This window comes from Streptomyces sp. NBC_00986, assembly GCF_045162565.1.
Classification (GTDB): domain Bacteria; phylum Actinomycetota; class Actinomycetes; order Streptomycetales; family Streptomycetaceae; genus Streptomyces.
The window spans coordinates 3,265,529-3,291,073 of sequence record NZ_CP108733.1 but is presented as its reverse complement, the minus strand read 5'-3'; the positions used below and the strand labels follow the sequence as shown (position 1 = coordinate 3,291,073).

Here is a 25,545-nt window from a genome sequence, read left to right as displayed (position 1 = left end):
CTCAGGCGTAGTCGGTGGCGGGGACCGTGCCGTAGCGGCTCATCGTCTCGATCGTCGACTCGGTGTTGAACTCCCGGCCGCCGGCGATCATGTCCCGCAGGTCGCGGAAGTACTGCACGAACAGGTCGGGCGTGAAGGTGTTGATCATCACCGCGGGTTCGTCGCCGGGGTTGGCGAAGGTGTGCGGGGCGCCCGGCGGGATCATCGCGAGGGTGCCCGCCGGGGCGATGTGCACGGTCTCGCCGACGGTGAAGTGCACGGTGCCGGAGACGACGTAGAACCCCTCGTCGTGCTGGGCGTGGCGGTGCTGCGGCGGCCCCTGGGTGTGCGGGGCGATGGTGATCTCGCCGATGCCGAGCCGGTGGCCGGTGGTGCTGCCGTCCTCCAGGATGCGCATCGTGACCGGGCCCAGCCGGATCGACTCGCCGTCGTCCGGACCGACCACGGAAACCTCGTTCATCGCCGACTCCCTTGTGTGTGGCGCGAGTTGAGAGCTCGTTGCGCTGTGGCGCGCCCTCAGGACGCTAGCCTGGCGCCTCTCGTTATGCAAGCTCACTCTTACAATGAGAGCTGTGCGTGATAATGTGGGAGCGACGGACGGCGACGACGAGCGAATACGGGGAAGTGACGCACCGATGGCGACAGCACAGACGGACACGGGCCGCAGCAACCAGAAGAAGCGCACCCGTACGGCGATCGTCGACGCGGCGCGCGGGCTGATCGGCACGGGCAGCGAGGTGACGATGCCCGAGGTCGCCCGCGTCGCCCTGGTCTCCGAGGCCACCGCCTACCGCTACTTCCCCGACCTGCCGTCGCTGATCGGCGAGGCCCTGGCCGGCGTCTGGCCCGACCCCGTCGACGCGCTCGGCCCGGTCGCCGACTCCCGCGATCCGGTCGAACGGATCGCGTTCGCCTGCGAGTTCCTGCTCCGCGGCACCCAGGCCCGGCAGGGCGGGGTGCGCGCGATGATGGCCGCGACCATCGTCCGCCCCGACACGGCGAACATGCGCCCCGGCATCCGCTTCGGCCTCATCGACCACGCCCTCGCCCCCCTGGCGGCCACCCTCGGCGAGACCGACCCGGCCGCGTTCACCCAGCTCAAGCGGGGCCTCGCGGTGGTCATGGCCGCGGACGCCCTGTTCACCCTCACCGACCAGTGCGGCCTCACCCCCGACGAGGCGATCACCAGCGCCGTAGGCACCGCGAAGACCCTGACGGAGGCGGCGGTGCGCGCGGCGACGAAGGCGGCGGAGGCGCAGGAGGCGCAGGAGGGTTAGGGCCGGCCTGCGTGCCGGTCTCTCAACTACCCCTTGTCCCTCCGGCGGTTGGGTCCGTCGCCAGCCAGTGGCCGTCCGTGCTCCAGCCGAGGAGTCGGCGGGCACGGCCCTCGTCCGCCGTGCCGTCGGGGGCGAAGGTGCCGCCGTCCGCGACCAGGCGCAGCCCGGCCAGTGCGGGCGCGAGGCGGGCGGTGACGTGGGCCGGGTGGCGGGCCGCCTCCGCGTCCAGGTCGTCGAGCACGCGGCGCTGTTCTGCGGGCGGGCAGAGGGACAGGTGGAACACCAACTGCCGCCAGGCGTACGCCGCGTCCTTGATCGTGGGGTACGGCCACGGGTTGCGGTGCACTCGGGCCGTCAGCCGGCACACGGTGCCGAAGCAGCGGCGCGCCAGGTCGGCCCACCCGGGCTCGGGGGCGATGCCGACGCGGTGGACCAGCGTGGCCAGGTTGTGCGTGGTCAGGATCTGGGACTGCTCGATCACCTTGCCGTTGGCCGCCACCCAGGACCCGGACGAGGAAAGGGACTTCGATCCCGCCGGGGCAGAGGACGCCGCCTCGGCCCGCTCCGCGCACAGCCGCGCGAACCCCGGGGACGTCCGTGGCCCGGACCCGTCCGCCCGGCCCGAGGCCTCGCTCGCCTCGGCGATCGCCAGGTCGTGGATCGCCGCGTAGTCGATGCCGTAGTAGCGCTCGTACAGCGAACCACCGAGCAGTTCGCCCGCGATCCCGGCCGCCACAAGGAACTTGGGGCCGAAGGCGTCCATGAAGATGTCCGCGGCCAGCTCCTCCACCAGTGGGGCGCCCGGCTTCGACTGGCGGGCGAGTACGCCGAGTTCGCGCACGAGCGGGTTGGGCAGGATCGTGCCCGGGAACCCGAGCACGGCCAGCTCGCCCAACTGCCTTAGCAACAGGGCCGCTTCGGTCGTACCGTCGCCGCGCTGCGCGGCCACCGCCCGCACCCAGGGCAGTTCCTCGATCCGGACCTGCCGTTCCAGGTTGAGCAGGAGGAGCGAACGGCGGTTGCGGAACGCGCGGTAGTTCGCGGCCATCAGCGTGCGCAGCGCCGGGTCGTCGTAGCTCCGTGCGGTGGTGACGGCGACCAACTGCGGTACAAGTTCTGCCAGTACCTCGGCCGAGGGGACGACTCCCCGCTCCACAAGGGTGGCTACCGGTGCGCTCAGCGCGCCCTCGACCACCCGCCGTAGCACGGGCGGGAGTTGGGCACCGGCGGGCAGGCCGGTCTCCCGCTCCTCCGGCTCGGAGACGGGGGCGAGTACGGGGGCGAGGTCGGCGATGCCCGACTCCTGGGGCAGCCCGGCGAGGCGGCCCACCAGCACTTGCGCGAGGGCGTGGTGGGAGGGGAGCGCGGCCTGGGTCCGCTGCACCCGGCGCAGTTCCGTGTGCGGTGCCGAGCCCGGCAGACCGCGCCGTCGCACCATCGACGCGACGGCGTGCCGCAGCAGCCCGAGCCGCCGCGCGTCCAACACCCGCCCGGCGACGGTCTCTTCCAGCGCGCCGCGCAGAATGCCGAGGTTCTCCTTGGGATCGCGGTGCTTCCCGCAGCGGGTGTGCTCCTCGGCCAGCTGCCGGTATCGGCTCAACAAACCGGCACCGCACGCCAACCAGTCGGCGTCCGGGGCGAGTTCGAGTACCCGCCCGTCCTCCCCGCCCGCCGTCTCCAACCAGTGGACGAGCAACTCGTCCCCGAACGGCTGCCATACGGCGAGTGCCTCGCGCTGTGCCTCCACGGCCGCGTTGGGACGCCGCCGGACCAGCCGGTCCACGGTGTCGGAGACGGTACGGCGGTGCAGTGCGTCGGTGGCGTCCGGCGTGGTGCGGCCGGTCGACGGGCGTGGCAGGAACCGGAGTCGGTCCGCGAACGGCTCCAGCTCCGCGACCAGGTCCAGCGCGGCGGCCGTCTCCCCGTGCCGCACCAGCCAGGCCATGGTGAGCAGCGCGCCCTCCTCGGGCACGGTCACCTCGTACCGCCCGCTGTTCAACTGCCCCCACAGCCAGGTGAGTCCGGTGTCGGTGAGGCAGTGCGCGAACAGCGCCCGCCGGTCCGCGGGCACGCCGAACCGCTCCGCGAGCCGCGTCTCGTACGGCTGGAGCGGGCCGCCCGCGCTGGGGGTACCCGTGGCGAAGCCGCCGTGCACCACCTCAGGGGTGACCCAGGCCGGGAGCCCGGCCACCGGGGTGCGCGAACCGATCGACAGCAGGCCACCGGCCATCCCCGCTAGCACCGCACGCCAGCGCGTCACGCGGCTCTCCGCGCGGCGGCGGGTGTCGGCGTCCTCGTGGGTCAGGGCGGTCGTGAAGGCCTTGGCCAACTGGCCCCGGGCATAGCCGGGGGCCGCGGTGAGGTGCTGCTGGTCAGCGTCGTCGTCCATAAGCCGACGTGGCAGGTCCTGCCCCTGCGCCCTCCGGGATAAGAGCCCGGTGCTCTGCTGCTGAGCTACACGCCGATGAGCAGCGACGCTAGACGCGGAACGGGTCGTCGTACAAGGGGATTTCGACGGACAAGGGGATGCCGATGTCCAGGGGGATGTCGGTCACAGCACCTTCCGGTGGACCAGCGCCGACAGCATCAGCGCGCCCGGCAGCAACGGCACCCACACCGTCAGGACGCGGTAGCCGATGACGCTCGCCGTGGCCACGTCCATGGGGGCGCCGAACGCGACCATCGTGAACACCGTCGCCGCGTCCACGGGTCCGATCCCGCCGGGTGCGGGAACGGCGCCGACCGCGGTGCTGGCGGCCAGGAACGCCAGGACGACCTGCGCCCAGGACAGCGGCATGCCGAGCGAGGCCCCGACCGAGAAGATCACGGTCGCCTGCAGCACCGGCGCGGCGGCCGCCCCGCCCCACAGGGCGAGGATCCGGCTGGGCATGGTGTGCAGCTGCCGTACGTCGGTCAGGGCGGTGCGGAAGCAGCGGAGGACCGGGCGGCGCAGCGGGGGGACGACGGCCAGGAGCAGGGCGGCCGTGCCGAACGCGATCCCCAGTCCGCCGAAGGCGAGGACCAACGACCAGCCCCGCGGGACGAGTTGGCCGAACCTCAGCATCTCGGGGAAGGCGATGAGGAAGGCGATGAGCACGATGGTCTTCGCGATCGGCCGGACGAGTGAGTACAGGGCGAGCGAGGCGGTGGCGCGGGCGAGGGGGATGCCGCGGCCCTGGAGGAAGCGCAGCGTCACGGCGTGGGCGCCGATGCTGGCCGGCAGCGCGTGGTTGGCGGCGCCCGCGGCGAACTGCGAGGCGATCAGCAGACCGGTCGGCAGCCGTTCGGGCACGGCACCCTGGCGGACGAGGGCGGCGGTGCCCCAGCCGAGGCAGGTGAAGAAGAACGCGGCGAGCAGCCACCAGGGGTCGGCGGAGGCGAGCCGGGCCGTGCCGTCGTACATGGCACGCCAGTCGACCGCCGCCCACACCGCGATCAGCAGCAGGGGCAGCAGGGTCAGGATCCTGGTGGCGAGGCGTGCCGCGGAGGGGAGGCGGAAGGGGACGGGGGCGGGAGCGGGGCCGGGGGCGGAGACGGGGAGCGGCCCGGGGATCTCTTCGAGCGGAAGCAGGGACACGTTGCGAAACGTTCCCGTCCGGTATGACGTCGCGGTGTCCGTCAGCGGAAGGGGCGCGGGCGGCTGGGCGACGCGGACGGCGTGAATGGCTTGAAGGGCCCGGGTGAACGCACCGGGCGCACCATCGGCATCATCGGTGACACCGCCCACTTCACCGCCCGCTCCACCACTCACGCCACCACCCCAGATCATTGCCTGAATCAACAATCCATCGGTTTGTTGACTTTAGGTTGAGCGAGCCATTTCAATTCCAGTATGACCCACGCCGAGCGTACGTCCGCCGCCGTCACCGCTCTGCCCGCCGACCTCGACGAGGCGGCCCACCGCTGTCTGGTCGCCGGGTTCGAGGGTGCGACGGCCGTGCCGGACACGCTCAAGCGGCTCATCGACCGCGGCCTCGGCGGCGTCATCCTGTTCACCCGCAATGTGCGGGACGCCGAGCAGGTGCGCCGGCTCACCGACCAACTCCGCTCCGTCCGCCCCGACCTGCTCGTGGCCATCGACAACGAGGGCGGCGGAATCGGCCACTTGGTGAGCGCGGGCGCCCCGGACGTTCCCGGCTCCTATGCCCTGGGAGTCGTCGACGACCCGGCCCTGACCGCCCGTTGCGCCGACGCGCTTGCCGGCCATCTCGCCACACTGGGCATCACCGCCTCGTACGCACCTGTCGCCGACCTTCAGCACCAACCGCGCAACCCGATCGTGCGCACCCGCTCCTTCGGTGCCGATCCCGCTCTGGCCGCCCGCCATCTGCGCGCCTGGATCACCGCCACCGACGTCCGCGGCATCGCTTCCTGTGCCAAGCATTTCCCGGGCCACGGCGGCACAATCACCGACAGCCATCACGGTGTCGCCACGGATCCGCGCCCGTACGACGAACTCCTCGTCGACCTCGCACCGTTCCGCGCCGCCATAGCCGCGGGCGTACCGATGCTGATGAGCGCCCACGTCGTGTTCCCGGCCCTGGACGCCAACCGCCCGGCCACCCTCAGCCGTCGCATCCTCGGCGATCTGCTCCGCCTCGAACTCGGCTTCGACGGCGTCCTGGTGAGCGACGCCCTGGAGATGAAGGCGATAGCCGACGCGTACGGCGAAGCGGCCGGGGCCCGCATCGCCCTCGCCGCCGGAGCGGACCAAGTCATCGTCGCCGTACCGGACTTGGACGTCACCCTGGCCTGCCGGGACGCCGTGCTCGACGCACTGCACTCACGCGTGCTGCCCGAGGAGCGGGTGTGGGAGGCGGCCGGGCGGGTACGACGCCTCGCCGAGCGATACGCGACCCCGCGCCGGACGGTCACCGCCTGGGACGCGGACGCCGGCCTGGAGGCGGCCCGCCGCGCGGTACGCACCCGGACCCTGCCCCCGCCGGTACGCGGCGCCCACGTCGTCGACCTGTTCCCGGCCCCGCACCCCGCCCTGAACTGGGGCGGCGAGGACCTTCTCACCGAACTCCGCGCGATCGACCCCACGGCCACCGGCACCGCGCTCAACACGGAACCGGCCGACCCCGCCGCCCTCGTCGACGGGATCGTGCGGGCGGGCGCGCCGCTGGTCGTCGCCACCTCCGACGCCGACCTGCACCCGTGGCAGGCCCGGCTGCGCGACACGCTCAAGGCCTGGCGACCCGACGCCGTACTGGTCGACACGGGACTGCCGGAGGGCGGCGCCCTCTGCTCCTACGGGCGGGGGCGGGTCAACCTGCGGGCGGTCGCGGAGGTACTCGCGGGCGCCTGACCGTCACGTCGGCCGTACGACTTCCTTGATGCCCCGCGCCGCCAAGTACCCCGCATCCTCCGCCCGTTCGGCCAGGACCACCGCGGGCCGGAGACCCTCCGCGCGCAGCCGCATCCACTCCTCGAAGTACGCCCCTCCCGGCCCGGACACCGAGCGGGTGCCCGGGGTGCAGTCCAACACCAGGGCGGTCTCGCGGAGTTGGACGGTGTGCGGCTCGGCAATCGCTTCGGCGAAGGCCTCGGCGATGGGCTTGGGACGGCCCGCGGAGTCGAACAGGCCCAGCGTGTACTCGAGTTCGGGGTAGTCGGCGAGCGAGCGGTCCACGTCGTGCGAGCACCACCAGGTCACGCCCCAGAGGCCAGCGCACTCGGCCGCGTTGCGCACGGTCGCCCGCGCGAACTCCGGGGCGTCGGCCGCCGGGATGTGCGGTTCGGGCGCGCCGGTCTCCTGGACCCAGACCGGGCGGGCCGGGTCGGTGGCGTACGCCTTGGCCAACTCCGTTCCGTACTCGGCGAGATGGAGCACCTGCGGGGAGCGCGGCCCGTACCGGCGGGCGCAGTCGCCCGAGAACACCCACGGGTGGACGGTGGTCACATCACCCTTGCGGGCCGAGGCCTCCGGCGTGAACGGGTGGTCGTCGCCGTACCAGGCGGCGTCGTACGCGGAGTGCGTGACCAGGCGATCGGCGGGCAGATTCTCCCGCGCGGCGGCCAGCAGGGTGTCGAGATAGTGATCCACCTCGGCCACCGTCACCGGGTTGTGCTCCACCAAGTTGTTGAGCTCGTTGCCGAGTTGGAGCCCGATCAGGTTCGGGCGGTCGGCCAGCGCGCTGCCCAGCGTGCGCATCAGCTCCGCCTGGGCGGTGATCGTCTCCGGGTCGGTGAACACGTTGCGGTGGTGCCAGCTGCGGGTCCACTCCGGGTAGAAGTCGAAGCTCGACAGATGGCCCTGGACGCCGTCGACGAGGACGTCGAGGCCCGCCTCGCCCGCCAGGTCGACGAGGTGCACCAGCTGGTCCACGGCCGTCCGGCGGATCAGCGTGCGGTTGGGCTGGAGCAGCGGCCAGAGGTGGAAGATCCGGACGTGGTCCAGGCCGAGCCCGGCTATCTGGGCCAGATCCTCGCGGGCGTGCGCCGGGTCGAAGTCGTGCCAGGAGTGGAACCAACCGCGGCGCGGCGTGTAGTTGACGCCGAAGCGGAGCGTAGGAATGGGATCCTCCCCAGGTCCGGTCTTGCCCTGTCTGTGTCATCTGTGTCGTCGGCTCTTGTTCTGCGCGAATGTATCAACCACCATAGTCAGTGATGAGCAATGATTTGAACCAAGAATTCACCGGGGACCTCGTCATCGGTCTCGACGCCGGCGGCACCCGCACCCGCGCCGTCCTCGCCGCCGCCGAGGACGGGCGCGCGTTCGGCGAGGGCGCGGCCGGCCCCGGCAACGCATTGACCGTCCCGGTCCCGCGCCTCACCGACCACCTGGTCGAGGCGATCGGGCAGGCCGTCCCCGTGCAGGCCCGCGCCCGTGTGGTCGCCGTGTCCGGCGGATTCGCGGGCGCCACGGCCGCCTCCGCCGAGGACCCGGGACACGTCAACGCCCGCACCGCCCTCACCGCCGCGCTGCGACGCCTCGGCATCCCCGCCGACCGGATCCGCATCTGCAGCGACATCGAGGCGGCCTTCGCCTCCGCCCCCGGCACGCCGGCCGACGGCCTCGCGCTGGTCGCCGGCACCGGCGCGGTCGCCCTGCGCATCACCGACCGCCGCACCACGACCAGCGTCGACGGCGACGGCTGGCTCCTCGGCGACGACGGCAGCGGCTTCTGGATCGGCCGGAGCGCGGTACGGGCGGCCCTGCGCATGGCGGACGGACGCGGCCCTACGACCGTGCTGGCCGGGTTCGTCGGACAGGCACTCGGGGTGCCGGACGAGGCCCTGCCCGCCGATGGCGACTGGTCCCGCGCCCACCGCGAGGCCTACCGCATGCACGTACTCCCCGCCGTGATGGCCGAACTCCCCATCCACCTCGCCCGGTTCGCCCCACTGGTGGTCGAGGCGGCGGGAGAGAAGGACACCGTGGCGGAAGGCATCCTCGACGAGGCGGCAGACCAACTGGCTGAGACGGTAAGGGCGTTGGAGCCGGGCCCCGGCGAGCGAATCGTCGCCACCGGCGGCCTGCTCGGCCCCGAAGGCCCGCTGACGACCCCCCTCACCGCCCGCCTCCACATCCTCGGCCTCACCCTCGACTGGGTACCCGACGGCTGCCGGGGCGCGGTCGCCCTTGCCCGACTCGCCTACGACGGTGACACCCGATGACCGACCCCACCACCCCCGTTTACCGCGACCCCAACGCCCCTGTGGACAGCCGGGTTTGCGACCTCCTCGCCCGCATGACCGTGCGCGAGAAGGTCGGCCAGCTCAACCAGCGGATGTACGGCTGGAATGCCTACCGCCGCACGGCCGAGGGCTACGAACTCACCGACGCCCTCCGCGCCGAGACCGACCGCTTCGCCGGACTCGGCGCGCTCTACGGCCTGTTCCGCGCCGACGCCTGGTCCGGCGTCGACCACACCAACGGCCCAGGCGCCCAAGACAGCGCAGCCCTGGCCGAGTTGGTGCAAGGCCATGTCATCGCGAGCAGCCGACTCGGTATCCCGGCGCTGTTCGTCGAGGAGGTGCCACACGGCCACATGGCCCTGGACGGCACGGTCCTCCCGGTCAACCTGGCGATCGGCGCCACCTGGGACCCCGACCTGTACGAGCGGGCCGCCGCCCACGCCGCCGCCGAACTCCGCGCCCGTGGCGGCCACATGGCCCTCGTCTCCGCCCTGGACATCGCCCGCGACCCGCGCTGGGGCCGCACGGAGGAGTGCTTCGGCGAGGACCCGCACCTCGCCGCCCGGCTCACCGAGGCGCTCGTGAGGGGTATGCAGGGCGACATGACAGCGGGGTTCGCGTCCGACCAAGTCCCTGTCACACGCGCGGGGTTCGCGCCGGACAAGGCACCGGTCACCGGAGCCCGCTTCGCTCCCGACAAAGCCCCCGTCGTCCTCAAGCACTTCGCCGGCCAGGGTGCCACAGTCGGCGGCCGCAACTCCGCCGAGTCCGAACTCGGCCTCCGCGAACTCCACGAGATCCACCTCCCCGCAGCCCGCGCCGGAGTCCGCGCAGGTGCCGCCGCCCTCATGTCGGCGTACAACGAGGTCGACGGCCTGCCCTGCTCCGGCAACCGTGCCCTGCTGACCCAACTCCTGCGCGAGGAATGGGGTTTCGAGGGCCTGGTCATGGCCGACGGCCTCGCCGTGGACCGGCTGGCCCGCATCACCGGCGACAAGGTCTCGGCGGGCGCCCTCGCACTCAACGCCGGTGTCGACCTGAGCCTGTGGGACGAGGGCTTCACGCATCTGGAGGAGGCGGTCGAGCGTGGGCTGGTGAGCGAGGAGACCCTCGACACGGCCGTCGCCCGCGTACTCCGCCTGAAGTTCCAACTCGGCCTCTTCGAACAGCCCTACCCCACAACCGAGTTGCCGCCCCCGCACCAAGGCCGGGAACTGAGCACCGCCCTCGCCCGAGCCGCAGTCACCCTCCTCCACAACGACGGCGGGGTCCTCCCCACCCCGGCAACCGCCTCCCGGATCGCGGTCATCGGCCCCCAATCAGCCACCACCGCACACCAGTTGGGCGACTACACCGCTCCCCAACACCCCGGCACGGGAACCAGCGTCCTCGACGGCCTACGCCAACTCGCCCCGCCCGGCACCGACATCCGCCACGCCCCCGGCTGCGCCCTCACCGGCGACGACCTCTCCGGCATCCCCGAGGCGGTCGCCGCGGCCGCCGCCTCCGACCTGGCGGTGCTGGTGCTGGGCGGCAGCAGCGCCCGTACCCCCGACACGGACTTCGACGCCAACGGGGCGGCACGGAACGCCGTTTCGGAGATGACGTGCGGCGAGGGAGTCGACCTGGCCGGCCTGAGCCTCGGCCGCGCCCAACTCGCCCTCCTGGACGCGGTCACCGCGACCGGCACACCCACGGCGGTGGTCCTGATCCAGGGCCGCCCGCACGTCGTCCCCGAACATGCCGGCGCCCTGCTCACCGCCTGGTACCCGGGCCCGTGGGGCGGCGAGGCCATCGCCGAAGTCCTGCTCGGCCGCGCCGAACCGACCGGCCGCCTGCCCGTCTCCATCCCCCGCTCGGTGGCCCAACTCCCCGTCTACTACAACCACAAGGACACCGAGTACGGCGGCTACGTGGACACCGACGCCGAGCCGCTCTACTCCTTCGGGCACGGGCTGTCGTACACGAGCTTCGAGTACGGGCCGCCGCGCGTCGCGGGGAACGCGATCGAGGTCGACGTCACCAACACCGGGAAGCGCCACGGCCGTTCGGTCGTCCAGGTGTACATCCGGCGGCTGCTCACCCCGGTGTGGCCGCGCACGCTCGAACTGCACGACTTCCAGGCAGTCGAGTTGGCCCCGGGGGAGCGCCGTAGGGTCGAAATCCCCTTCGGCACCGACCAGTTGGAGCAGGTCGGTGCCGTGGAGGTCCGGGTCGCCCAGTCCGCTCGGGCCGCGCTCGCCGTCGAGCCCGTCGTCGTACGGCTCAAAGGCTGAGGCTCAGAGTTTGACGGCTCCCGCCGACACGCCCTTGTAGAACCAGCGTTGGGTGATGACGAACAGTACGAGCACCGGGATCACGGAGATCACCGACCCCGCCATCACCACCCGCTGGTCGTAGCCGAACGACGAACTCTGCAACCGCGAAAGGCCCAGCGTCAGGGTCATGTGGTCCTCGGAGCGGAGGACGATCAGGGGCCAGAGGAAGTCGTCCCAGGCGCTGATGAAGGTGTTGATGGTGACCACCATGATCGCGCCCCACGCGGACGGGAGATAGAGGTAGCGGAAGCGCTGCCACTCGCTCGCGCCGTCCAGCATCCCGGAGTCCTCGATCTCGCGCGGTACCGCGAGGAACGCGCCGCGCATCAGCAGGACGTTGATCGCGCCCACGAAGCCGGGCAGCCACACGCCCACCACGTTGTCGACCAGGCCGAGGTCGCGGATGCTCAGGAAGAGCGACACCATGATCGACTCGAAGGGGAACATCATCGAGGCGACGAGGAGGATCCAGACCGCCCTGCGCCCCTTCCAGGCGGGCTTGGAGAGCATGTAGCCGGCGGTGGTGGAGAACAGCAACTGGCTTGCCACCGACAGGAGTACGACGATCAGGCTGTTCCTGATGTACGTCACCACCGGGACCTGGCTGAAGACCTCGCGGTAGGCGTGCAGGGTCGGGTGGTGGGGCAGCAGGGTGGCGCTCGCGCCGAAGACGTCCTCGCCGGTGCCCTTGAGCGAGGCCAGGAGTTGCCAGATCAGCGGGCCGACCGTGAGGCCCAGGACCAGCAGCAACAGCAGGTAGCGGACGAGGAGTTCGCGGGGGCGGCCGTAGTCACGCCAACGGGGCGTCAGGCGGCGGGACTTGGGCCGCACTGCGGTCGTCGTCATGACTCGTCCTCCTTCGTGAGGCGCTGCGCCAGCAGGGTCAGGCCCAGGGTCAGGACGAACAGCGCCACGCTCACCGCCGAGCCGTAGCCCGCGTTGCCGGTGATGGGGTCCAGGCCGACGTCCCGGATGTAGAAGGGCAGCGTGCGGTCGGCGCCGCCGGGGCCGCCGGTGGAGCTGCCGAGCATGTAGATCTCGGTGAACACGCGCAGTGAACCGATGCCGGTGAGGGTGCCGACCAGCATCATCGCCTGCCGTACGCCGGGCACGGTGATGTGCCAGAAGCGGCGGGCGGCACCGGCGCCGTCCATCGAGGCGGCCTCGTGCAGCTCCTTTGGAACGTTCCCGAGGGCGGCCAGGTAGAAGACCATGTACCAGCCGAGGCCCTTCCACAGGGTGAGGCCCATCGCGGAGAGCAGGATCAGCCAGGAGTCGGAGAGGAAGGGGATCGCCGACCGGATCAAGTGGGCTTTCTCCAGCCAGGTGTTGACCAGTCCGTCGTCCGCCAGCAGCCACTGCCAGCTCAGACCGACGACCACGCTGGAGGCCAGCACCGGGGTGTAGAAGGCGGAGCGGAAGAAGCCGATGCCGGGGAGGTTCTTCTCCACCAGGACGGCCAGCAGGAGGGGCAGCAGCACCATCAGGGGGACGACGATCACGGCGTACAGGACGCTGTTGCGGGTCGCCAGCCAGAAGTCCGAATCACCCATCATCCGGGTGTAGTTGGAGAGCCCGACGAAGCTCGCGGCGCCGCCGAGCGGCTTGGCGTCCGTGAACGACAGCAGCAGGGTGTTGAGGAACGGGAACACCCCGAACACCGCCGCGCAGACGATCGCCGGCGCGGTCCAGAGCCAGGGCAGCCACCAACGGCGGTACAGCGCCGCCCCGTTGGCGCCGGGGGCGGGTCCGGGGAGGACGGCCCGGGCGAATCTGCGTATGCGGGACGCGCCCGGTGCGGAGGCGACGGCCTCCGCACCGGGCACGGACACCGGCTTCACGGTCTGTGTCGCCACCATCAACCAGCCTGCTTCAGCAGCTCGTTGGCCTTCGCCTGGGCGTCCTTCACGGCCTGCGCCGCGCTCTTCTTGCCCTGCATCGCCAGCTGCACCTGGGAGACGATCGCGGTCTGCACGGCGGGGGAGATGACGGTCTGGTAGGCCGTGGTCGTCTTGAGCTGGTCGGCGACCAGCTTGCGGGCCTGCGCGAACGGGTCGTTGCCGCTGACCTGCTGGAAGAACGGGTCGTTCAGCGAGGTGGTCGTGGTCGGGAAGATCACCACGTCCGGGTCCTTGGCCCACGCCGTCTGGTTCTCGGCGTTGGTGAGGTACTCCGCGAACGCCAGTGCCACGGGGGCGTGTTTGCTGGTCGCGGCGACCGAGATGTACTGCGGGGCGCCGGTGGTGTGCCCGAGCGCGTCGAAGGGCTGCTGCCCGACCGCCGTCTTGGCGTAGATCGAGGGGCTGTTCTGCTTCACGAATCGCACATAGCTCGGGTTGGTCGAGCCGTAGGCGACCTTGCCCTGCGTGTACGGTGTGGACGGGTCGTTGCTGGAGGACAGCGAGTCCTTCGGCATCGCGCCCTCCTTGTACAGCTTCGCCATCCAGGCGACCCACTGCGTGGTGCGCGGATCGTCGGCGAACACGGCCGACTTGCCGTCGCTGGAGAGGGTTTTGATGTTCATCTGGTCGAAGTCCGCCGGGATGCGCCAGATCGGGTTGGCCATCGTCGCGTAGTACTTGCCCTTGGCCGACTTGGCGATCTTCTCGTAGTCGGCGAACAGCCCGAAGATGGTCGTCGGCGGCTTCGCGGGATCGATCCCGGCCTTCTTCAACAGGTCGGTGTTGTACGTCAGGACGATGCCGCCGGTGTACCAGGGGAGCACAGTGTGCAGCGCCGATCCCGAGGCGTCCTTGAAGGTGCTGGACTTCCAGAACGCGGGGACGAACGGCTTGCCGACCGAGGGGTCCTTGACGCCCAGGTTGAGCAGATAGCCCGCCTTCGTCAGCGCCGTCGCCGTCTCCGCGTTGAGGTTGAGGACGTCCGGCAGCGTGCAGGCCTGGGCGTCGGCCACGGTGCGCTGGGTGAAGGTGCTGTCGCCCGGATCGTCGATCCACTTCACCGACGTACCGGGGTGCGCCTTCTCGAAGGACTTGATCACCCCGTTGAAGAAACTCCCGAAGTCTTTCTTCAAGTTGGTGGTCTGGAAGGTGATGCTGCCCTTCACCTCGCCGGTGAGCTTCCCGGACCCCACATTGCCCTTGTCCACCTTGCAGCCGCCCGCGGTGGAGTCGCTGTCGCCCGAACTGCCGGACAGCCCGCAGCCGGCGGCCGTCAGGGTCAGGACGATGATCCCCACCATCGATCCGGTCAGTCTTCCTGTGCGCATCGCTGCCCTCCTGAGCATCAGCCAACAGCTGGTTCAATTAACCAACTTCGACTCCGATTGATGAAAAGGTGGACCAGAATTCATCGGAGGTCAATGGGTTCTCATGTTGCTTTTAGGTTCCGGGAGTGATCAGTGCCGGTGCTCGTGGTCCGGGTGCGCCGGATCGCCGGGGTGCTCATGCCCCACGGCGTACACGACGCCGGCCTTGGCCTGGTCCAACCAACCGAAGAAGGCCCGCCGCCCCGCTGCCCGCCGCAACTCTCGCGCGACCCCCGCACGGGCCTGCCCGTACGGCAGGAAGTCCTCCGATGACGCCCCGCCGAACGGGTCGACACCGCGCCGCAGCGCCTCCGTGGTGAGGAAGCGATCCCGGTTCCGGTCGTAGTAGTCCCGCACGGCCGCCTCCGCGACCTCCTGCTCGCCCTCCAACTCGGCCAGCAGCAGCCGGGCGGCCGGGGAGTGCGCGAGGGCCGCCGCGACGATGCTGCCGAGATCCGCTACGTCCGTCTCGGCGACGGCGAGCACCCGATCCGGCGCCACCTCGTCGGGAGGCTCCAACCCCCGCTCCGCGCAAGCCCGTTGAGCCAGCTCGTCGATGACCACCACTTGGGTCGCCCACCGCCGCCGCTGCCGTTCGGCCCGCGCGAGCGCCTCGGGCCGGGTGCTCTCCCGGTCCCGCGCCGGTACGGCGGCCAGCAAGGCGTCCACCCGTCTCTTTGGAACGGTCCTGCCGCGCACCACGGCCGCGTGCTCCGTCACGGCGTCACCTCCAGTGCGACGGCCTCCGTGTAGGCGACACACCCGTGCCAGGCGACCTTCGCCAGCAGCCAGTACGACCCCGGCGGCACCGCCGACCCGTCCACCTCGATGACGCACTCCTGGTCCGCGCCCCCGGCCACCGTGAACCCCTGGCAGCCGGGCGCGACTCCGGCCCAGGTGCCCCACGAGGAGACGGCCCAGAGGGTGCCGTTGATGGGCCCTTGGGTGGTGTTGCGGACGGTCACCGGAACCTGGACGCGCTCGCCGGTTCGCACACTGATCCGTTCAACTCCCAGCCCGGACACGAGCGTTGGACCGTGCTGCCCGTCGGCCACGTCCAGCGCCACGACGTCCTCGTACGTCTGCCCGCCGTACTCCAACCGTGCCGCGAGCCAGTGCCGGCCCGGCTCCGGTTCCGGCGGTGGTGTCACGGTCACCTCGGCCAGCGTGAAGCCGCCGGGGCCCAACGCGTAGGGAAGTTCGGCGGGTTCGGCGGTCCAGCCGGGCGGGACGTCGACAGTCACCGTGCCCGACACCGGCGCGTCGGTGAGTTCCGAGCCGACCCGGACGGTCGCGGTGACGGGGCCGGACACGGTGAGGGTGCCGGGGGAGAGGTACACGGACACCGGCATGTTTCCCCGGGGCGCGGGGCCGGAGTTGTGGAGCCAGTAACGGGTGTGGACGGGTTGGGCGGGCTCAACTCCCGCAATTCCGGGAAGGGGTGAGGATTCGGAGGCTTCGTCGGGAGTCGCCAGCACCGTCGCGACCTCGAAACCGGTCAGGTCGACGGCGAGCCCGCCGTCCCGCTCCGGCGCCAACTCCTCGCCGGGCGCCTCCAGTACGTCGGCCCGCGCACCCTCGGCCCAGTCGCGCGGCCCGCGTACCCGGGCCCGCACCGGCCGACCGTTCACCTCATGCATCCGTACGACGACACCGCGCCCCGGGTCGACCGGTACCGCGCTGCCCCGGGCGAGTGGCGAGCCGATCGGCTTGAGCGCGTCGAGCACGACCTCACCCGCCGGCTCCAGGGCGAGCAGGGCCAACTTCCTCGGCAGGACCCCCTGTTGGGCAGAGGTGGAGGTGGAGGTCCGCAGGCGAGCTGTGAGCGGGTGGTTGAACTCATGTCCGGCCAGGGGCAAGCGCGCCTCCCGCCAGTCACCCGCGCCCGCGACCACCGCGTACTCGAACTCATGCGTCCAGCGCTGGAGCTGGAAGGCGGAACCGTCGGGTGCCGTGCGGCGGGGTGGGTCGACCCAGATGCCGGAGGGCCACCCGGTGCAGGAGCGCATGAGGGACATGTAGAGGTCGCCGGAGGAGGTGACGACACAGCCGGGCGTGCCCCGGTTGAGTACGGCAAAGCTCCGGCCGTCCCACGCGTCGCCCGGCGGCAGCGCCTCGCAGCCGCCCGCCGCCGTGGCCGTGAGGACCGCGTCGTCGAGGTCGGCGATCAGTGCGTCGACCGCCTTCGCGTCGTCCTCTGGGCGGGCGCCCGCGACCACGAGCAGCGGCAGCCGTTCGAGGTCGCGCAGGTCGGCCCCGGGCACCCACTCCTCACGCAGCCCGGCACGCGGCGCGACCCACACCGTCGCCACACCCCGCTCGGCCAGCTGCCGGCGCAGTTCACGCCCCGCTGCCGGGTCCCAGCCGAGGGCCTCGGCGACCACGGAGTTGCGCTCGGGCGCACCCACGGCGATGCGGAAGTCGGGGAGATTGGAGTCGACTTCGAGGTCGCCGTAGCGCGGGCCGCCGGCGATCGTCGAGGTCGCGGTGACCCCGGCGCGGACGAGCGCGGCCGCGAGCGGGGCACCGAGTTCACCGGCCTCGTCCCAGTCGGCGTAGACGAGTTCGGCGACCCCGATGGATCGGTGCCCGAGCAGCCGCCCCGACTCGTCCCGCACCGCGACCCGCGCGGTGGACCCCAGCCCGAACCACGTGTTCGCCGGGTTGTCGAGCGTCCACGGGAACTCCTCGCTGTCCACCTCCACGAACCCGAACCCACGCCCGATCACCGCGTCCGCCACCTCGTGCACCGGCAGCCCGCCGGTCACGTCGGACGGCCAGCGCACCCGGATCAGCCGGTCGGCGCCGTCGTAGCCGTCGATGGTGGTCGTCACGTCGAGGCGCGGGACCCCGGTCCACAGGGTCAGCCTCTGGGTGTACCGGAACAGTCCGAGGTCGGCGGTGACGGTGATCCGTGAACCGGCGGGCGAGTGCTGGACATTGACGTCGGCGACGACATCCCGGCTGCGTGCGGCCGTGGTCCCGGTCGGCGTGAGATGCCAGGGCCCCTCACCGAAGCGTGGGTGCCGTGCGTACTCCTCCTGTACGACGAGTTCGTTGCCGATGTCATCGGTGCGCAGCAACTCCCTGCCGTTCTCGGACAGTTCGCGCAGGCCGCTGACACCACCGCCGCGCGCGGGGTCGACCGTCACCTCGTAGAACTCGTTGCGGATGGTGAGGCCCTCGCCGGGCGTCCACTCGGGCACCGAACCCTCGGCGAGCGGGAGGGCCTTGAGGCCCATGCCGGGTACCTCCGGTACGACGACGCGGAGTTGGTCGCCCTCGCGTACCGCGGGCAGCGGCAGGCCGGTGTCGTCCAGCGGGACCAGGCCCGGGTCCGCGACGGTCAACACATCCCGGCGCTCCCAGGTCGACGCGTTGAACACCACCAAGTCATCAGTCGCGCCCGGTAGTTGAGCCACCTTCCCGGCCAGGGCGTCCGTCGCGTCGGCGTGCACCGCCTCGGCCAGGTCGTACAGCTCGCGCCAGCCGGTCATCAGGTCGATGTACACCTGGTCCGACTCGGAGCCGGTGATGGCGTCGTGGTGGGCGCCGTAGATGAGCTGTCGCCAGGCCTTGTCCAACGCCGCGTCCGGGTACGGGTGTTGGGCGACGAGCGAGGCCAGGGTCGCCCAGGCCTCGGCGTCGGCGAGGAGGGTCTCGCCGTAGCGCTGGGCCTGCTTGGTGTCGATGTAGGAGACGTCCTTGCCGGTGTAGATCGGGTTCATGTCCCGGGTCTGCGGGGACGCCTTGCGGCCCTCCTCGTCCAACTGGGCGCGGACGGCGGCGAAGAAGTCGCGTGGGATCGCGCTGACGAAGCGCGGCCAGACGTAACGGGCGTTCCAGTCGCGGTGGATGTCCATCACCCAGCGGCACGGGGGCGCGTAGTCGCCGCCGACCGGGAGCAGCACGTTGCGGGTGAGTGCGACCTTCTTCAGCCCCTTGAAGAGCTTCAGTGCTGCCGCTTCGGCCTCGGGGAGCGTGGGCGCGTTGTCGATCGCCCAGCCCGCGCCGTAGTGGTTGACCATGTAGGCCGTGAGCAGGCCGCGCCCGGAAGGGGCGATCCAGCTGAACTCGGCGGGGAACTGCATGCGTTGGGGGTCGCGCGGCTCCTCGCCGAACACGGACAGGGTCGGGCCCCACTGGTGGAACGGGCCGCGCGCCCACGAACTGGAGGTCACTCCCGCGTCCGCCATCAGTCCGGGGAACTGCGGGTCGTGCCCGAACGCGTCCAACTGCCAGGCGGTTTCGGGGGTCGCGCCCAGGATGCCGCGCTGAAAGCCGTCCCCGTACAGGGCGTTGCGTACGGTCGCCTCGGCGCCGGTGAGGTTGGTGTTGGGCTCGTTGTAGGTGCCGCCCATGATCTCGACGCGGCCGGTGCGGATCAACTCCCGTAGGAAGGCGCGCTCTTCGGGGAAGGCGTCCCAGTACGGCTTGAGGTAGTCGACCTCGGCCAGGACGAAGGTGTACGCGGGGTCGCGGCGGGCCAGGTCGCAGTGGGCGCGGACGAGACTCATGCCGGACTGGCCGCGGGAGTCGAAGGTGCGGGCCGGGAGGCCGCTGGAGGCGGGGTCGTCGGCCACGTCCCAGGTCTCGGTGTAAGCGCCCTGGGTGTTCCACCAGACGGGGTCGTAGTGGAAGTGGCTGACCATGAACATGGTCCAGCCGGGCTCCGCGGTCGTGAACTCGGCGGTGAGCGTGGCCAGTTGGTCGCCGTCGGCCGCCGTCACCTCGATCGCGCATCGCTCGCCGGGCGCGAGGTCCGTGGTCACGGGTATCTCGACGTGCGCGGTGCCGTCATCGCCCACGGCCGTCTCCGCGGTGCCGTGGACACCGGGGCCCTCGACCGTGAGGTGGACCGGCCGGCCGGGGACGTGGGCGAGTTCGGCGGCCACCACCTGGAGCGGATGCTCGGCGGTGCCGACGAACAGCTCGGTCGACAGGGCAGCGGTGACGCGCATGGGTCTCCTACCAGAGGCTCGGCGGAGCGCCCATCCTGACACCGCGAAGATGATTCAAACAACCATCTCCGCGTAACTTCGGTGGTTCATCCATGCAGAGTCGGCCGAGATCACGGCCGGGTCCCGGCTGGGATCACCGGCCCCTGCGAGCCTTCACCGTGTGCTCCCCGGCGATGTGGTCGGTGAGGGCAAGGGAGGCGCTCGCGCGCTGGTAGGAGAGCTGCGCGATGCGGACGTAGAGGCAGTCGATCAGGACCAGGACGGAGTGGCGGGCGCCGATGATGCCGGTGGGGAAACTCGTCGCCGAGGACGAGGAGATGAGCCGGATGTCGGCGGCGCGGGCCAGCGGGGAGCGCGGGTCGGAGGTGAGGGCGATGGTGGTGGCGCCGCGCTCCTTGGCCAGTTCGAAGGGCTCGATGGTCTCGCGGGTCGAACCGGACTGGGAGATGCCGATGGCCACGTCCGCCGGCGTGAGCAGGGCGGCGGAGGTGGTGGCCGCGTGCACCTCGGTCCAGCCGCGCACCGCGCAGCCGATGCGGAACAGTCGGGTTTCGGTCTCCTGCGCGACCGCTCCGCTGCCGCCGATGCCGTAGACGTCGATGCGCCGGGCGCGGGCGGCGGCGGTGGCCGCGCGCTCCACCGCGTCGAGGTCGATCCGGTCGATCGTCTGCTGCACCGCGCGGAGGTCCGCGCTGCCCACGACCTGCACGACCCGTTCGAGATCGTCGTCCGGGGAGATGTCCGGGCCGATCTCCGCGGTGCCCCAGTCGGAGACCTCGCCGCGGCCGCGCTCCTGGGCCAGTTCGATCAGCAGATGCTGGTACGAGTCGAGGCCTACCGCACGGCAGAACCGGGTCACCGTGGCCTGTGACGTGCCGGTGCGGCGGCCCAGTTCGGCGGCCGAGCAGTGGGTGACGGCGGCCGGATCCTCCAGGATCAGCTCGCCGACCTTCCTCAGTGAGCCGGCCAGCCGGGGCAGCTCGGTGCGGATGAGGGTGGTGACGTCTGTCGGGGGCATGTGCAGAAGGTATCAGCCTCCCCAGAGGCCATCGATTGAATACCAGGACCGCATGTGATTTATTGATTCATTGATCTAGAAAGAATAGGTGGTTTGATCCACCGGTGGGGAGAATCGCGTGTCCGCCGAGTCCGTAAGCGCCGAGACCTTCGCGCGCGAGAGCCTGGCCGTCCTCCAGCACATCACCGAGTCCAGCCGCGACACCGTGTCCCGCGCCGCCGAACTGATCGCGGACTGCGTCCGCACGGACGGCGTCATCCAGGCCTTCGGCACCGGCCACTCCCAGGCCATGGTCCTCGAACTCGCGGGCCGCGCCGGGGGTCTGGTGCCCACCAACCGCCTCAGCATCGCCGACCTCGTCCTCTACGGCGGCGACCCGCCCAGCGTCCTCGACGACCCGCTGCTGGAGCGCCAGGCGGGGGTCGCCGAGCGCCTCTACGACCTCGCCGCGCCCCGCCCCGAGGACCTCTTCGTGATCATCTCCAACTCCGGTGTGAACAAGGTGATCGTGGAGATGGCCCTGCGGGTGAAGGAGCGCGGCCACCGACTTCTGGCCATCACCTCGCTCGCCCACACCCACGCCGTCCCGGCCGGTCACCCGAGCGGCAAGAAGCTCGTCGACCTCGCCGACGTCGTCCTCGACAACGCGGCCCCGCGCGGCGACGCCCTCCTCGAACTCCCCACCGGCGGCGCCGTTTGCGCCCTGTCCACGCTCACCGGCGCGATGCTCGTCCAGCTGTCGGTCGCGGAGGCGGCGGCCCGGCTGCTCGCCTCGGGGGAACGCCCGCCGGTGTATGTCTCGGCCAATGTGCCCGGCGGCTTCGAGGGCAATCTGGAGCTGGAGAAGCGGTACGAGGGGCGAATCCGCCGTACCGCGAGCTGAGTTGACGTAGAGGTGGAGTGGGACGAGCGGCCGGAGCCCCCGGAACCGGGCCGCGGCCGCTCGTCGTCGTCACGTCCCCGTCGACACGTCTCCCGCCAACGCGCAGGAGTCAGACGGGAATTGCTGGAATCACCGAGTGATGCTAGACGCGGTGAATGCATCATTCAATGGGGGCCAGCCGGTACTCGGCCACCGGGGGGCGGTTGCTCAGCCCGTGCGGAGCACCGCCGGACCCTCCTCCGCGATGCGGTCGACCACGGCCGACGGCAGGCCCTCGTCGGTCACGACCGTGTCGAGCCGGTTCAGCTTCGTCACGTTGAACCGCTCCACCGCGCCCCATTTCGTGCTGTCGGCGAGCAGCGTGACCGAGCCGGCCGCCTCCATCACCGCCTGCTTGAGCAGCACCTTGTCCATCGAGAAACTCGTGATGCCGTGGGCCAGGTCCCAGGACCCCGCGCTCAGAAAGGCGAGGTCGAGGTTCAGAGCTCCGACCGTCCTGGCCGCGAGCGGCCCACTGCTCGAACCGCTCGACACATCGACCTCGCCGCCGGTGTGGACACACCACCATGGTGTCCTCGACGAGCTCGGCGGCCCGCTGGGCGATGGCCTGCTTACGGGGCATCTCGAACTCGCCGGCACGGACCCGAACGAGCGCGACCTCAACCCGTACTACCAGTCCGTGGTGATGGACCTCGAGTACGCGACCGTCCTCGACCTTGCCGCCGACAACCTGAGGTCGGGGCGCCCGGTCGTCCTGGACGCGCCGTTCGGTCGCTACTTCCAACAGCCGGACTACCTGGCCGAGGTGACCTACCGTCACAACTGGCCCTCCGACGTCGAGTTGGTCGTCGTCCAGGTGCAGGTGGACAAGGACACCGCCCGCGAACGCGTCCGCGCCAGAGGCTGTGCCCGCGACCTGTCCAAGCTCGCCGACTGGGACACGTTCTGGAAGACGGCCGAGGCCAACGAGTGCCGATGGGCGGACGGGCGGCGGCTGGTGTTCGACAACCGCGCCGACGGTGTCACGGCGGACGCGGTCGCCCGCGTGCTGGAGAGTCTGTCCTGACCGTCCGCGTCATGGCTCAGTCCCGTCGCGCCACCAGTCGGTAGGCGTTCGACACCCCCAGCCGATGCGACAGCCGCTTCACCACGAACCGGTCCAGCAGCGTGCCGAGGATCAGCACCGGTATCCCCGCGATCAGCACCGCCGCACGGCCCGTACGGGCCAGTCCCGACGGCGGCTTCGGCAGCCACGGGAGGTTGTCGCGGGGCGCGGCCGTGTCCAGGGCCAGCCAGGTGCCGGCGAGGAGATCGACCGGGTCGTGCGGCTCCGCGTGCTGTTCGGCCACGACCGTGAAGCCCAGGTCGGTGAGGCGGCGGCGCAGGTTCTCGACCGGGATGAAGTGCAGGTGCTGCGGCTGGAGCCAAGGCAGCCACCAGCGGCCCAGGAGGCGGGAGTAGCGGCTGTCGGGGTCGGGGACCTCGATCAGGAGATGCCCGCCGGGGCGCACGGCCTGGTGTGCGGCGGCCAGTTCACGCTCGGGCTCCGTGCTGTGCTCCAGGTAGTGGAACATGCTGACGACGTCGTAGTGACCCGAGAGGCCTGGGGCCAGTTCGGGGAAGCTGCCCCGGTAGCCGCGCTCCACCCGCCCCGCCTGCTCGGCGAGTTCGGCGCCGTCCGTGAAGTCGAGGCCGTCGAAGGTGGTGTCGGGGTACACCGTGCGGGCCGACTCGCAGAAGTGGCCGTGGCCCGTGCCGACGTCCAGCCAGTTCTTGGGAGTTGGCGAGTGCGGGAGCAGGGACTCCGCGCGCTGCTCGTACATCTTCGTGCGGGCTGCGAACGTGTTGCCCAACTGCTTCTCGCCCAGGCCGTCGTAGAAGTCCCGGTAGTAGAACTCCAGCCCGGCCGGGCTCAGTCGGGGGTTCTGGAACGTGTGCCGGCAGTCCTCGCACTGGTCCAACTCGAACGTGCCCGGCTTGTGCTGGATCAGGTCCTTGGTGCGCAGCCGGGTCTTGAGGCGGGACGAGTCGCACCAGGGGCACGTCTCGCGCCGGGGTTCGAAGAAGCGGTCCAGGCCCTTGGCCAAGTCGGCCTGGTAGGTGGGCCGTAGGGCTGCCACCTGGTCGTTGCGGCTCGGGGGCTTGGGGTCGTCCTCGTTGCTCACGGGGTCTCCTTCGGGGACGCGCCGGTGGCCAGTCGCTCCAGGTGGGTCGCCGCCGCGCGGGTGCCTCCGGCAGCGCGGAACGCCGTACGGATGCGGCCGGCCGCGGCGCGGTGGTCGGGTTCGTGGAGTACGGCGTCGATCGCCGCGCCCAGCTTGGGGGCGGTGACCCGGCCGAAGCGGACGCGGATCCCGGCGCCCGCGCCGGTGACCTGTCCGGCGATCACCGGCTGGTCGTCGCGGATGGGGGCCACGACGAGGGGGACGCCGTGCCACAGCGCCTCGCACACCGTGTTGTGCCCGGCGTGCGAGACGACCGCGTCCGCCCTTTCGAGGAGCGGGAGTTGGGGGATCGACGGCAGGATCAGCAGGTCCTTGTCCTGCTCGTCGGACGTGCCCAGCGCGCCACCCGGGTCCGCGATCACCGTCTGTACGCGGTCCGTTCGCGCCCGCAGCGCCGTCACGCACTCGGTGAGGAAACGGGCGCCCACATCGGTGTTGGCGGTGCCGAGGCTGACCAGGACCAGGGAGCGGGCCGGGTCCAGCCAGTCCCAGGGGAAGTCCGGCGCGGCCGGGCGGGGCGCGATCGACGGGCCGACCCAGCGGATCTGCTCGCCCTGCCGGGCCTCGGGGCCGACGAGTTCCGGGGTGCTGAAGGCGAGTACGAGGTGTGGGGAGAAGCGGGGGTCGGCGGTGCCCGAGGGGTCGCCGAGGTCGGTGCGGAGTCCGTGCAGCAACTCGTCCAGCCACAGGGCGACTTTGGGCATCCCGGCGAGGACATCCGTGAACTCGGCCGAGGTCGTCGCCGAGGTCGCCCACGGCACCCCGAGCCGCTCCGCCACCAGGCCGCCGGCCAGGGCCTGTTGGTCGGCGACGATCGCGTCGGGCCCGAACTCCTCGACGGCCGCGGTGACTCCGGGGGCCATCTGCTCGGCGAGCGGCGCGAGGAAGGCCTCCCACAGGAACTTCAGCGCCTCGGGGCCACGGATGTCGGGCGGACGGATGCCCTCGCCCTCACCCGGTACCGGCCCGTCGCACGGGAACACCCGCGCCGACTCTCCCGCGAGCCGCCGTACGAGAGCGGGGTCGGCGCAGACCCATGCCAACTCGTGCCCCCGTGCCGCCAGTTCGGCCGCCACGCCCACCGCCGGGTTGATGTGGCCGACCAGCGGTGGGACGACGAACAGGAACCGGCTCACCGGGCCGCCACCTCGGCGACCTCCGGCGTACTCGCCTGGATCAGGGAGAGGATGTGCCCGCCGACCACGCCTGCCGCCTCGACCAGTACGGAGTGTTCATGGCCGGGGACGACGACCGTCCGGCAGTCGGGGAGCACGGACTCCAGCCAGGGGGCGAGCAGGGCGAGGTCCGAGTCGCCGCCGTAGACGCCGAGCACCGGGCAGTACACAGCGCGGATCTGATCCTCCGTCAAGACACCGCTGGCCGGGATGTCCTGGGAGAGGGAGGTCTCCCGGGCCAGGCGGGCGGCGCCCTTCGCGAGTCGGGCGGTGTTGTGGCCGCGGTTCACGCTGATCCAGGCGATCGCGTCGTCCTCGTTGTGCGCCAGCTCGTGCAGCACGCGGTCCAGGATGCCGCCGAGTTTCGGTGCCCAGGCCGTGGTCGCCGGTTCCGACTCGATGAGGGAGACGCTGGCGGCCCGCTCCGGATGACGGGCCGCGTAGCCGAACGCCACTGTCCCGCCGTAGGAGTTGCCGACCAGATGGACCGGGCCGGTCACCTCCAGGCGGTCGAGCAGCGCCTCCAGGTCGTCGATGTTGTCGTCGAGGGTGTAGCCGGTGGCCGGGCGCCCGCTGCGGCCGTGGCCGCGCAGGTCGTACATGACGACGTCGATGCCGGCCAGCGCGAACGGCGGCGCGATGGTGAAGTAGTAGCTGGCCAGGCTGTCGGTGAGCAGACCGTGCACGAGCACCGCCGTGGCGGTGACCGGACGGCCCTCGGGCGGGCTCATTCGCTGTACGTGCAACCGGAGTTGACCGGTGTCGACCATCGCCAT

The 25,545-nt window shown here is 71.3% G+C and carries 20 protein-coding genes and 1 tRNA gene; 6 read left to right on the top strand and 15 right to left on the bottom strand.

Going from position 1 to position 25,545, the window contains the following annotated elements; all coding sequences use genetic code 11:
• Window position 1: 1 nt before the first annotated feature.
• Window positions 2-460, bottom strand: a complete 459-nt coding sequence (locus OG504_RS14315) for a cupin domain-containing protein (RefSeq protein ID WP_405990181.1) — start codon at window positions 458-460, stop codon at window positions 2-4.
• 175 nt (window positions 461-635) lie between these two features.
• On the opposite strand from OG504_RS14315, the gene OG504_RS14310 reads away from it, so the two are divergent.
• Complete coding sequence (locus OG504_RS14310) at window positions 636-1,277, top strand: TetR/AcrR family transcriptional regulator (protein ID WP_405990180.1); 642 nt, start codon at window positions 636-638, stop codon at window positions 1,275-1,277.
• Window positions 1,278-1,299: 22 nt separating this feature from the next.
• Here OG504_RS14310 and OG504_RS14305 read toward each other — a convergent pair whose 3' ends face one another.
• The 3 genes from OG504_RS14305 to OG504_RS14295 all read right to left on the bottom strand — a co-directional run bounded on the left by OG504_RS14305 (window position 1,300) and on the right by OG504_RS14295 (window position 4,854).
• Window positions 1,300-3,666: a hypothetical protein gene (locus tag OG504_RS14305; RefSeq protein ID WP_405990179.1), complete on the bottom strand. Its 2,367-nt coding sequence runs from the start codon at window positions 3,664-3,666 to the stop codon at window positions 1,300-1,302.
• A gap of 3 nt (window positions 3,667-3,669) precedes the next feature.
• A tRNA-Lys gene (locus OG504_RS14300) sits at window positions 3,670-3,741 on the bottom strand.
• Window positions 3,742-3,828: 87 nt separating this feature from the next.
• Window positions 3,829-4,854: a YbhN family protein gene (locus OG504_RS14295; protein ID WP_405990178.1), complete on the bottom strand. Its 1,026-nt coding sequence runs from the start codon at window positions 4,852-4,854 to the stop codon at window positions 3,829-3,831.
• Between the two features lie 255 nt (window positions 4,855-5,109).
• Here OG504_RS14295 and OG504_RS14290 point away from each other — a divergent pair, with 255 nt between their 5' ends.
• On the top strand, window positions 5,110-6,588 hold the full coding sequence (locus OG504_RS14290; RefSeq protein ID WP_405990177.1) for a glycoside hydrolase family 3 N-terminal domain-containing protein: 1,479 nt from the start codon (window positions 5,110-5,112) through the stop codon (window positions 6,586-6,588).
• A gap of 3 nt (window positions 6,589-6,591) precedes the next feature.
• On the opposite strand, the gene OG504_RS14285 is transcribed toward OG504_RS14290, so the two are convergent.
• On the bottom strand, window positions 6,592-7,797 hold the full coding sequence (locus tag OG504_RS14285) for a glycosyl hydrolase (protein ID WP_405996332.1): 1,206 nt from the start codon (window positions 7,795-7,797) through the stop codon (window positions 6,592-6,594).
• Window positions 7,798-7,889: 92 nt separating this feature from the next.
• Between OG504_RS14285 and OG504_RS14280 the strand changes: the two genes are divergently transcribed.
• Both OG504_RS14280 and OG504_RS14275 read left to right on the top strand, forming a co-directional pair.
• The gene (locus OG504_RS14280) at window positions 7,890-8,900 is read left to right on the top strand and encodes an N-acetylglucosamine kinase (protein ID WP_405990176.1); all 1,011 of its coding nucleotides are present in this window, start codon (window positions 7,890-7,892) and stop codon (window positions 8,898-8,900) included.
• Entirely contained in the window at window positions 8,897-11,197 is a 2,301-nt protein-coding gene (locus OG504_RS14275) for a glycoside hydrolase family 3 N-terminal domain-containing protein (RefSeq protein ID WP_405990175.1), read from the top strand. The genes OG504_RS14280 and OG504_RS14275 overlap by 4 nt, the downstream gene beginning before the upstream one ends.
• Before the next feature lie 3 nt (window positions 11,198-11,200).
• Here the strand turns inward: OG504_RS14275 and OG504_RS14270 are convergent, their stop codons facing one another.
• The 6 genes from OG504_RS14270 to OG504_RS14245 all read right to left on the bottom strand — a co-directional run bounded on the left by OG504_RS14270 (window position 11,201) and on the right by OG504_RS14245 (window position 20,486).
• Window positions 11,201-12,085 carry a carbohydrate ABC transporter permease gene (locus OG504_RS14270; RefSeq protein WP_405990174.1) on the bottom strand — a complete coding sequence of 295 codons (885 nt, stop codon included), beginning with the start codon at window positions 12,083-12,085 and terminating at the stop codon, window positions 11,201-11,203.
• A complete protein-coding gene (locus OG504_RS14265; RefSeq protein ID WP_405990173.1) occupies window positions 12,082-13,098 on the bottom strand; it encodes a carbohydrate ABC transporter permease in 1,017 nt (338 codons plus the stop codon). The genes OG504_RS14270 and OG504_RS14265 overlap by 4 nt, the downstream gene beginning before the upstream one ends.
• The gene (locus tag OG504_RS14260; RefSeq protein WP_405990172.1) at window positions 13,098-14,468 is read right to left on the bottom strand and encodes an extracellular solute-binding protein; all 1,371 of its coding nucleotides are present in this window, start codon (window positions 14,466-14,468) and stop codon (window positions 13,098-13,100) included. The genes OG504_RS14265 and OG504_RS14260 overlap by 1 nt, the downstream gene beginning before the upstream one ends.
• Before the next feature lie 129 nt (window positions 14,469-14,597).
• Entirely contained in the window at window positions 14,598-15,227 is a 630-nt protein-coding gene (locus OG504_RS14255) for a peptidyl-prolyl cis-trans isomerase (protein ID WP_405990171.1), read from the bottom strand.
• On the bottom strand, window positions 15,224-19,468 hold the full coding sequence (locus OG504_RS14250; RefSeq protein ID WP_405990170.1) for an NEW3 domain-containing protein: 4,245 nt from the start codon (window positions 19,466-19,468) through the stop codon (window positions 15,224-15,226). The genes OG504_RS14255 and OG504_RS14250 overlap by 4 nt, the downstream gene beginning before the upstream one ends.
• A gap of 133 nt (window positions 19,469-19,601) precedes the next feature.
• Window positions 19,602-20,486: a MurR/RpiR family transcriptional regulator gene (locus tag OG504_RS14245; RefSeq protein WP_318019443.1), complete on the bottom strand. Its 885-nt coding sequence runs from the start codon at window positions 20,484-20,486 to the stop codon at window positions 19,602-19,604.
• A 118-nt stretch (window positions 20,487-20,604) separates the two neighbouring features.
• Here OG504_RS14245 and OG504_RS14240 point away from each other — a divergent pair, with 118 nt between their 5' ends.
• Window positions 20,605-21,369, top strand: a complete 765-nt coding sequence (locus tag OG504_RS14240; protein WP_405990169.1) for a sugar isomerase domain-containing protein — start codon at window positions 20,605-20,607, stop codon at window positions 21,367-21,369.
• Window positions 21,370-21,576: 207 nt separating this feature from the next.
• On the opposite strand, the gene OG504_RS14235 is transcribed toward OG504_RS14240, so the two are convergent.
• Entirely contained in the window at window positions 21,577-21,903 is a 327-nt protein-coding gene (locus OG504_RS14235; RefSeq protein ID WP_405990168.1) for a hypothetical protein, read from the bottom strand.
• Window positions 21,904-21,919: 16 nt separating this feature from the next.
• Here OG504_RS14235 and OG504_RS14230 point away from each other — a divergent pair, with 16 nt between their 5' ends.
• Window positions 21,920-22,435: an AAA family ATPase gene (locus tag OG504_RS14230; RefSeq protein WP_405990167.1), complete on the top strand. Its 516-nt coding sequence runs from the start codon at window positions 21,920-21,922 to the stop codon at window positions 22,433-22,435.
• A gap of 16 nt (window positions 22,436-22,451) precedes the next feature.
• On the opposite strand, the gene OG504_RS14225 is transcribed toward OG504_RS14230, so the two are convergent.
• From OG504_RS14225 to OG504_RS14215, 3 genes are read right to left on the bottom strand one after another with little or no spacing between them, the layout of a single operon-like run.
• Complete coding sequence (locus OG504_RS14225; RefSeq protein WP_405990166.1) at window positions 22,452-23,534, bottom strand: class I SAM-dependent methyltransferase; 1,083 nt, start codon at window positions 23,532-23,534, stop codon at window positions 22,452-22,454.
• Complete coding sequence (locus OG504_RS14220; RefSeq protein WP_405990165.1) at window positions 23,531-24,730, bottom strand: glycosyltransferase; 1,200 nt, start codon at window positions 24,728-24,730, stop codon at window positions 23,531-23,533. Before OG504_RS14220 ends, OG504_RS14225 begins: the two co-directional genes overlap by 4 nt.
• Window positions 24,727-25,545 carry an alpha/beta fold hydrolase gene (locus tag OG504_RS14215; RefSeq protein WP_405990164.1) on the bottom strand — a complete coding sequence of 273 codons (819 nt, stop codon included), beginning with the start codon at window positions 25,543-25,545 and terminating at the stop codon, window positions 24,727-24,729. Before OG504_RS14215 ends, OG504_RS14220 begins: the two co-directional genes overlap by 4 nt.

Excerpts from the sequence above, each read along its gene's own strand:
- OG504_RS14250 (WP_405990170.1), bottom strand. The coding sequence starts at position 19,468 with ATGCGCGTCACCGCTGCCCTGTCGACCGAGCTGTTCGTCGGCACCGCC.
- OG504_RS14315 (WP_405990181.1), bottom strand. The coding sequence starts at position 460 with ATGAACGAGGTTTCCGTGGTCGGTCCGGACGACGGCGAGTCGATCCGG.
- OG504_RS14260 (WP_405990172.1), bottom strand. The coding sequence starts at position 14,468 with ATGCGCACAGGAAGACTGACCGGATCGATGGTGGGGATCATCGTCCTG.
- OG504_RS14280 (WP_405990176.1), top strand. The coding sequence starts at position 7,890 with ATGAGCAATGATTTGAACCAAGAATTCACCGGGGACCTCGTCATCGGT.
- OG504_RS14290 (WP_405990177.1), top strand. The coding sequence starts at position 5,110 with ATGACCCACGCCGAGCGTACGTCCGCCGCCGTCACCGCTCTGCCCGCC.
- OG504_RS14275 (WP_405990175.1), top strand. The coding sequence starts at position 8,897 with ATGACCGACCCCACCACCCCCGTTTACCGCGACCCCAACGCCCCTGTG.
- OG504_RS14305 (WP_405990179.1), bottom strand. The coding sequence starts at position 3,666 with ATGGACGACGACGCTGACCAGCAGCACCTCACCGCGGCCCCCGGCTAT.
- OG504_RS14245 (WP_318019443.1), bottom strand. The coding sequence starts at position 20,486 with ATGCCCCCGACAGACGTCACCACCCTCATCCGCACCGAGCTGCCCCGG.
- OG504_RS14265 (WP_405990173.1), bottom strand. The coding sequence starts at position 13,098 with ATGGTGGCGACACAGACCGTGAAGCCGGTGTCCGTGCCCGGTGCGGAG.
- OG504_RS14270 (WP_405990174.1), bottom strand. The coding sequence starts at position 12,085 with ATGACGACGACCGCAGTGCGGCCCAAGTCCCGCCGCCTGACGCCCCGT.
- OG504_RS14310 (WP_405990180.1), top strand. The coding sequence starts at position 636 with ATGGCGACAGCACAGACGGACACGGGCCGCAGCAACCAGAAGAAGCGC.
- OG504_RS14215 (WP_405990164.1), bottom strand. The coding sequence starts at position 25,545 with ATGGCGATGGTCGACACCGGTCAACTCCGGTTGCACGTACAGCGAATG.